The organism is Ferruginibacter sp. (assembly GCF_031391665.1).
In the GTDB taxonomy this organism is placed as follows: domain Bacteria; phylum Bacteroidota; class Bacteroidia; order Chitinophagales; family Chitinophagaceae; genus Ferruginibacter.
In genome coordinates, this window is sequence record NZ_JANMUN010000008.1 from 1 (window position 1) to 6,863 (window position 6,863).

Below are 6,863 nucleotides of genomic sequence, written 5' to 3' on the forward strand. Positions count from 1 at the left end.
CAACAGGAAAAGATTTTTCTTGAAATTGGTGCAGGAGAAAAAAAAGGAACCGATGGCTGGACGACCCTGGATAACAGCCATAAATGTGATTTGGTTTGGGATTTAAGAAATGGCATCCCTTTTCCTGATAACAGTATTGAAAAAATTTACTCCTCTCATTTATTTGAGCACCTGCATTACAACGAAATTGAAATTTTATTAACGGAATGCAAACGTGTACTTAAACCTAATGGAGTATTTTCAATCTGTGTACCCAATGCAAGATTGTTTATTGATGCTTACTCCAATAAAGACGAAAGTTTTGCTTCAAAAAACCAACCAGTTTATGTTCCCGGATTTAATGAAACTGGATCGCTGATAGATTGGGTAAATTATATTGCCTACATGGGTACAGAGCATAAATATATGTTTGATGAAACCAACATGATTAATGTGCTGACAAAAATGGGATTGCGTAATGCAGCAATCAGGGAGTTTGATGCTGCCATTGATTTAGCGGCAAGGCAAAGAGATTCTTTATATGCAGAAGCCATAAAGTAAAAATGTTAAAAGTCCCCGTTTTATTAATTGCGTTTAACCGGCCTGCCACCACACAACAGGTGCTTAACGCTATTGCATTGTATCAGCCAACGGTTTTATATGTAGCCACTGATGGTGCAAGAAAAAATAATGAAAGTGATGAAGTAAAGTGTAAAGTGGTACATGAATTAATAGATCAATGGCAAATAAATAACCCTTCGGTTTCCATAAAAAAACTTTATCAACAAAATAATTTAGGTTGCGGTGTTGGTGTCAGCACCGCTATCAATTGGTTTTTTGCCAATGAAGAAATGGGTATTATTTTAGAAGATGATTGTTTACCCAATGCATCTTTTTTTATTTTTTGCCAAACCCTCCTTTATCAATATAAAGATGATAACCGCATCATGCATATTGGCGGGAGCAATTTTATTGAGCCCAAAATGAAAGTTAATAATGAAACCTATTATTTTTCTATCTATCCGCATATTTGGGGCTGGGCAAGCTGGCGCAGGGCATGGAGCAAATATGATTTTGAAATGAAAAGGTTTGAGGAGTTGGTAAGTTTACCTGAATTTCGACAATATTATAATGATGAAGTTTTTATCAATACAAAAAATAAATCTTTAGATACCTGGGATGCTCAATGGGTTTACACAATGCTTATAAATAAGGGCCTGAGCGTATTACCCTATTTAAGCATGGTAATTAATTTAGGTTATAATGAAAATAGCGGCAGTCATTTAAGTAAAGTACCTAAATGGTACAGTGAAAAAGTATATGAGCTGGACAATATAATATCGCCGGAAATAATTGGGCAAAATTCCACATTAGACAAATACGTATTTAATAAAGTTTATAAAAGAGGGATAACTTACAGGTTAAAAAAAATAATCGGCAAATCAATTTTTAAAGATAGTTAATTATATTAAAAAGAATGCCGGTATTTAAACCGGAGTTTGATAATACCCAGACTTAATAATTAAAGTAAACAAAAAAAATGCGAACAAAAAGGATAATAGAATCAGATTTTAACACAGACGAAGCCGAAAGAATATGGTGGAATACGAATGCTGGAATAATTGAAAAGATTTGGGCCCAGGGTATTGATATGCAACATATCATCCGGCTGCCTTATTTAAAAAAACTGAAAACTTTTATTCTTAAAAATGCCACTTCGTCGCCTGTTAAAGTTTTAGAAATCGGATGCGGTTCCGGCTGGGTTTGCAGGTTGGTAGCTGATGAAAATTTTCATGTTATTGGTACCGATTTTTCGGAAGGGCAACTTGCTATTGCTAACAATATGGCCAAACAATTTAATAAGGAAAAATACTGTACTTATGAACTGGCTGATGCTTCATCATTTAAAAAAGAAGTAGACGGTGTTGTTATTCATGCCCTATTACATCATTTGTCAGCAAACGAATTGAGCAAATTTTTTGAACAATTTGCTCAGTTAAAAACGGGTACAAAAGTTTTTGTTTACGAACCACTCTTTTTTAGCAGGCAGGATGGAAAAACTTCTTTGACGGACAAGCTGCTTAATATATCTGTTAAAACAATAAGAACACTTTCTTTTAAACTGGCCAGTATAACAGGCAAAAAAAATGCAGCGTTAACTGATGCTATGAATAAAATAAATAGTGATGCAGAACAAAACGGCTGGTACATTTCCCCTAAAGAAATTCCCTTTGTTCCTAATGAACTGGAAAATTACTTTTCGCCACATTGTACTTTACAAAACAAATATATTGTTAATAAAACAGATTTAGATATTGCACAAAACTTAACGATGAATGGAATAGATAAGCCGAGATTTATGTTTTCGGGAATTCTGATTCCATTGGCCTGCTGGTTTGATAAGCTTTCTTTTAAAGGTAAGTTCACCCATTTTCTTAATCCCCATCAGCATCTTTTTGTTTGTTTTGAATGGATAAAAAAATAATTGCTAATTTGTTGTACACAACAACTCAATTCTAAATCTATCATGCTAACTAAAATATTAAATCTTTTAAACCCTTTGAGAGTAAAGGTTAAAAAACAAACCAAGGATATTGATCAGCTTAAATTAAACAGTGGCAAAATACTAAGCGAATTAAACAATGCTAAAGCTGAACAAATACTTGGTGATATACAGAAAGCTGAATTTAAAATTTTTTCGCAATGGGGAGATGATGGAATAATAAATTTCTTATGCAATTACCTGGATATTTCAAGTAAAACTTTTATTGAATTTGGGGTGGAAGATTACACAGAATGCAATACCCGTTTTCTATTAATAAATAATAACTGGCGGGGCTTAATAATAGATGGCAGTAAAAGAAATATGGATAAAGTAAGGCAGGAAGATATGTATTGGCGCTATAATTTAACCGCACTTGATATTTTTGTTACCAAAGAAAACATCAACAGTTTATTAGCACTAAATAATTTTACCGGCGAAACAGGCTTACTTCATGTTGATATTGATGGTAATGATTACTGGATTTGGAAAGAAATTAATGTTATTAACCCCGTAGTTGTTATCATTGAGTATAATAGTGTTTTTGGAGCCGCTAACCCGTTGACAATCCCTTATGACGCCTCTTTTTACAGAACCAATGCCCATTATTCAAACTTATATTATGGTACATCTTTACTTTCGGTATGTGATTTAGCTGCAGAAAAAGGGTACAGTTTTATTGGCTGCAACAGTAACGGAAACAATGCCTATTTTGTAAGAAACGATAAATTGAAAAATTTAAAAATAAAATCGGCGGAGGAGGGGTTTGCTGATGCACAGTTTGCTGAAAGCCGTTCTCCGGCAAAAGAACTTACTTTTTTAAGAGGTGATGACCGGCTGAAATTATTAAAAGGCATGCAGGTTTTTAATACCAGAACTAATATCATAGAAATTATATAATGGTATTGATTTTTAAACAAATTATTTATTTGCAACAATAATACCAGTTAAACAAAAATGAAAATATTAATAATAGGTGCAAGAGGTTTTATAGGATCACATGCTTATCATTTTTTTTCTAAAGATCACCAGGTTTGGGGAGCAGATGTTTTAACTTCCGGCGATACAAATTTTTTTTTACTAAACAGGGTGAATACTGATTTTAATCAAATTTTTGAAACCGAAAAATTTGACTTGTGTTTAAATGCAAGTGGTAATGGCAGTGTACCCGTTTCTATAAATAATCCCCTGCTCGATTTTGAATTGAATGTGAGTAATACCATTAAAATTCTGGATGCCATTCGCATACATAATCCTCAATGCAAATACATCCATTTATCCTCAGCGGCTGTATATGGTAACCCGGTAAGTTTACCAGTTACAGAAAATATGACATTAAGACCATTATCTCCATACGGCTGGCATAAATTATATGCAGAGCAAATTTGTAAAGAATATTTCAGTCTTTACAATACGGCTTCAATTATGCTCCGGATATTTTCTGTGTATGGCGAAAATTTAAAAAAGCAATTATTCTGGGATATTTATCAAAAAACATTGCAATCAAAAAACATTGAACTTTTTGGCACAGGTTTCGAAACCAGGGATTTTATTTACATACAAGATCTTATGCAGGCAATTAACTGCATTATTGATAAAGGATTGTTTAATGGCGAAGCTATAAATGTTTCATCAGGTATTGAAACTACCATAAAAGATGCTGCGGAAATATTCTGTACTTCTTTAAACAAAGAAAAAACGGTAACCTTTAATAAAATAACTAAACCCGGTGACCCTTTAAACTGGAAGGCCGACATTAGTTTATTAACTAACTTAGGATTTAAAAATAACACTTCAATAGAAACTGGTTTAAAAAGTACCGGCAAATGGCTGAAAGAAAACATATAACATTGGTTTACCAGTATAATGATGATTGGATTGGCGGCACCTATTATATCCAAAATATAATAAGGGCTTTAAATTTACTGGCAGATGACACCAAACCTGTGTTGCTGGTTTTACATGATATGAATTCTTCTGTTGACGTTATAAAAGATTTCGGCTACCCTTATATTGCTTTTCTTCCTATTAGTTTTAAACTGGAGCTACACAAAAAATTACTGAACAAATTTTCCCGTTTTATAATTGGCAAAAAAATGTTTAAGCTAAAATTGCCTGATGCTGCCGGCAAAAATGTATACCCTCTGGCAAGCAATATGAGTAATAAAAATATTACTAATGGTTACTACTGGATACCTGACTTTCAGGAGTATTACCTGCCTCATTTTTTTTCTAAACTGGAAGTGTACACAAGAAAAGCGATTAACAAAGAAATGGCAAATGCCAACTACCCTATTGTTTTTAGCAGCAAAACCGCAGCGGCTGATTTTGATAAATTTTATCCGGGTAATAAAAACAAAAAGCGTATACTGAGTTTTACGAGTTTTATTGACAACAGGTACAAACAGATAAGGTTAGAAACTTTGCAGCAAAAATTCAATATTACAAAACCATATTTTATTGTAGCCAACCAGTTTTGGAAACACAAGAATCATTTTGTTGTATTAAAGGCATTATTATTACTTAAAGAACACTTCCCAAAGTTTCAATTGGTTTTTACCGGTAAAGAATCAGATTACAGGAATCCAGGTTTTTTTAGTAGTATAAAAAAGTACATTCAAGAAAACAGTTTGCAAGACCAGGTTTTATCTTTAGGTTTTATTGACCGCAACGAACAATTGCAATTAATGGCAAATGCTGTTGCTATTATTCAGCCTTCTTTATTTGAAGGCTGGGGTACCGTTGCTGAAGATGCTAAAGCATTGAATCAATTTATTTTAATTTCGAACATTCCTCTTCATAAAGAACAGGTACAAGAAAATTGCTTATTTTTTAACCCCGAAGACGAGCATGATTTAGCTAAAAAAATGCTTTTAATGTTGCAAAACGAAAAAACAATAACTTCAATAAATTATACCGCATTACAAAAGCAATTTGCAGAGCAATTTATTCAATTATTTGACAAATAATAAAATTACAACTAAAGCCCAATGAGTATCAGGCGCCAGAGTATATTTTCTTCTTTATTAATTTATGTTGGTTTTATTTTTGGCGCACTCAATACCTACTTATTTACAAAACAGGGACTTTTCAAACCGGAAGAATATGGATTGATACAGGTAATATTAAATGTTAACCTGGTATTTTTTTCCATCTGTACTTTAGGTGGCCCGGCAATGATGGGCCGTTTTTTCCCCTACTACCAGGATCTCCCCAAAAAACAAAACGATCTTTTTTCATTTGTTTTATTTGCTTCCTTAGCAGGCTTCACTATACTTTGTTTACTGGCTTATTTTTTTCAACCATTGGTAGTTCGTAAGTTTCAAACTACCTCTGCATTGTTTATTGATTATTATTACTGGATATTGCCTTACACACTTTTTTACACTGTTTTTTATATACTTGAAGTGCAAAGTTATATCAGCAAAAAAGGGGTGGCGCCCAGTTTTTTAAAAGAAACTGTTAACAGGCTGATAGTAACTTTTTTAATTGTGCTTTTCATGCTTAAAGTAATAAACTTCGACCAGTTTGTAAAGTCGTATGTTTTTTCTTATGTTCTTTTAGTTATTTTTTTAGCTACATTTTTATACAAGAGAAATTTACTTTCGCTAACAGTTACCATTAGCCCCGTTACAAAAACCCATTATAAAGAAATTTTAAAAATGATGCTGTTTGTTTACGCAGGTGGTATTGTGTATTACCTTGGTTTAAATTTCGACAGCATCAATTTAACACGCCAGGAAGGTTTGGAGCCAGCAGCGATTTTTACCTTTTCCAACTATATTGCCAGCATTATATCTGTACCGCAACGCAGCATTGTAGCCATTACAAGCCCTTATATTGCACAGGCGTGGAAAGAAAAAAACTTAACAGAGATCAGCCGTATTTACAGCCGCAGCTCCATCAACATGCTTATTATTTCGTTGTTTATCTTTTTAAATATCTGGCTAAATATAGATGATGCTTATACAGCTTTTAATATTAACCCCACTTTTACGGCAGGTAAATATGTAATACTTGTACTGGGCTTAAAATTTATTATTGATATGGGTACCGGCGTAAACAGCCAGATGTTATACACCAGTAATTTTTGGAAATTTGAATTTATAACCGGAGTGGTGCTATTGTTTTTAACTATACCGCTAAATTACTGGCTCACGCAAAAATATGGTATGGTGGGTGCAGGCATTGCAGGCTTTATCAGCCTTACCGTGTACAATGCTATCCGCATGGGATTTATTTATTACAAATTTAAAATGCAGCCTTTCACCATTAATTCTTTAAAAGCGGTTGTAACAGCTGCTGCAATTTATTTTGCAATATTTTTTATTACTAAAAATAT

General features: G+C 33.2%; 7 protein-coding genes. All 7 read left to right on the forward strand.

From position 1 onward, the window contains the following. Positions 1-540, forward strand: a 540-nt coding sequence (locus ACY651_RS00560) for a class I SAM-dependent methyltransferase (RefSeq protein ID WP_462248617.1), incomplete at its 5' end; no start/stop codon positions are given. A gap of 2 nt (positions 541-542) precedes the next feature. Next, the gene (locus tag ACY651_RS00565; protein WP_462248619.1) at positions 543-1,442 is read left to right on the forward strand and encodes a hypothetical protein; all 900 of its coding nucleotides are present in this window, start codon (positions 543-545) and stop codon (positions 1,440-1,442) included. 77 nt (positions 1,443-1,519) lie between these two features. Next, entirely contained in the window at positions 1,520-2,464 is a 945-nt protein-coding gene (locus ACY651_RS00570; RefSeq protein ID WP_462248621.1) for a class I SAM-dependent methyltransferase, read from the forward strand. A gap of 42 nt (positions 2,465-2,506) precedes the next feature. Continuing rightward, positions 2,507-3,421 (forward strand): hypothetical protein, encoded by a 915-nt coding sequence (locus tag ACY651_RS00575; protein WP_462248623.1) that lies wholly within the window; start codon positions 2,507-2,509, stop codon positions 3,419-3,421. A 57-nt stretch (positions 3,422-3,478) separates the two neighbouring features. Beyond that, positions 3,479-4,369: an NAD-dependent epimerase/dehydratase family protein gene (locus ACY651_RS00580; protein ID WP_462248625.1), complete on the forward strand. Its 891-nt coding sequence runs from the start codon at positions 3,479-3,481 to the stop codon at positions 4,367-4,369. After that, positions 4,348-5,490: a glycosyltransferase gene (locus ACY651_RS00585; protein ID WP_462248627.1), complete on the forward strand. Its 1,143-nt coding sequence runs from the start codon at positions 4,348-4,350 to the stop codon at positions 5,488-5,490. The genes ACY651_RS00580 and ACY651_RS00585 overlap by 22 nt, the downstream gene beginning before the upstream one ends. Before the next feature lie 21 nt (positions 5,491-5,511). Further along, a partial coding sequence (locus ACY651_RS00590) for a lipopolysaccharide biosynthesis protein (RefSeq protein ID WP_462248629.1) occupies positions 5,512-6,863 on the forward strand: 1,352 nt, incomplete at its 3' end.

Excerpts from the sequence above, each read along its gene's own strand:
- ACY651_RS00565 (WP_462248619.1), top strand. The coding sequence starts at position 543 with ATGTTAAAAGTCCCCGTTTTATTAATTGCGTTTAACCGGCCTGCCACC.
- ACY651_RS00570 (WP_462248621.1), top strand. The coding sequence starts at position 1,520 with ATGCGAACAAAAAGGATAATAGAATCAGATTTTAACACAGACGAAGCC.
- ACY651_RS00580 (WP_462248625.1), top strand. The coding sequence starts at position 3,479 with ATGAAAATATTAATAATAGGTGCAAGAGGTTTTATAGGATCACATGCT.
- ACY651_RS00575 (WP_462248623.1), top strand. The coding sequence starts at position 2,507 with ATGCTAACTAAAATATTAAATCTTTTAAACCCTTTGAGAGTAAAGGTT.
- ACY651_RS00585 (WP_462248627.1), top strand. The coding sequence starts at position 4,348 with ATGGCTGAAAGAAAACATATAACATTGGTTTACCAGTATAATGATGAT.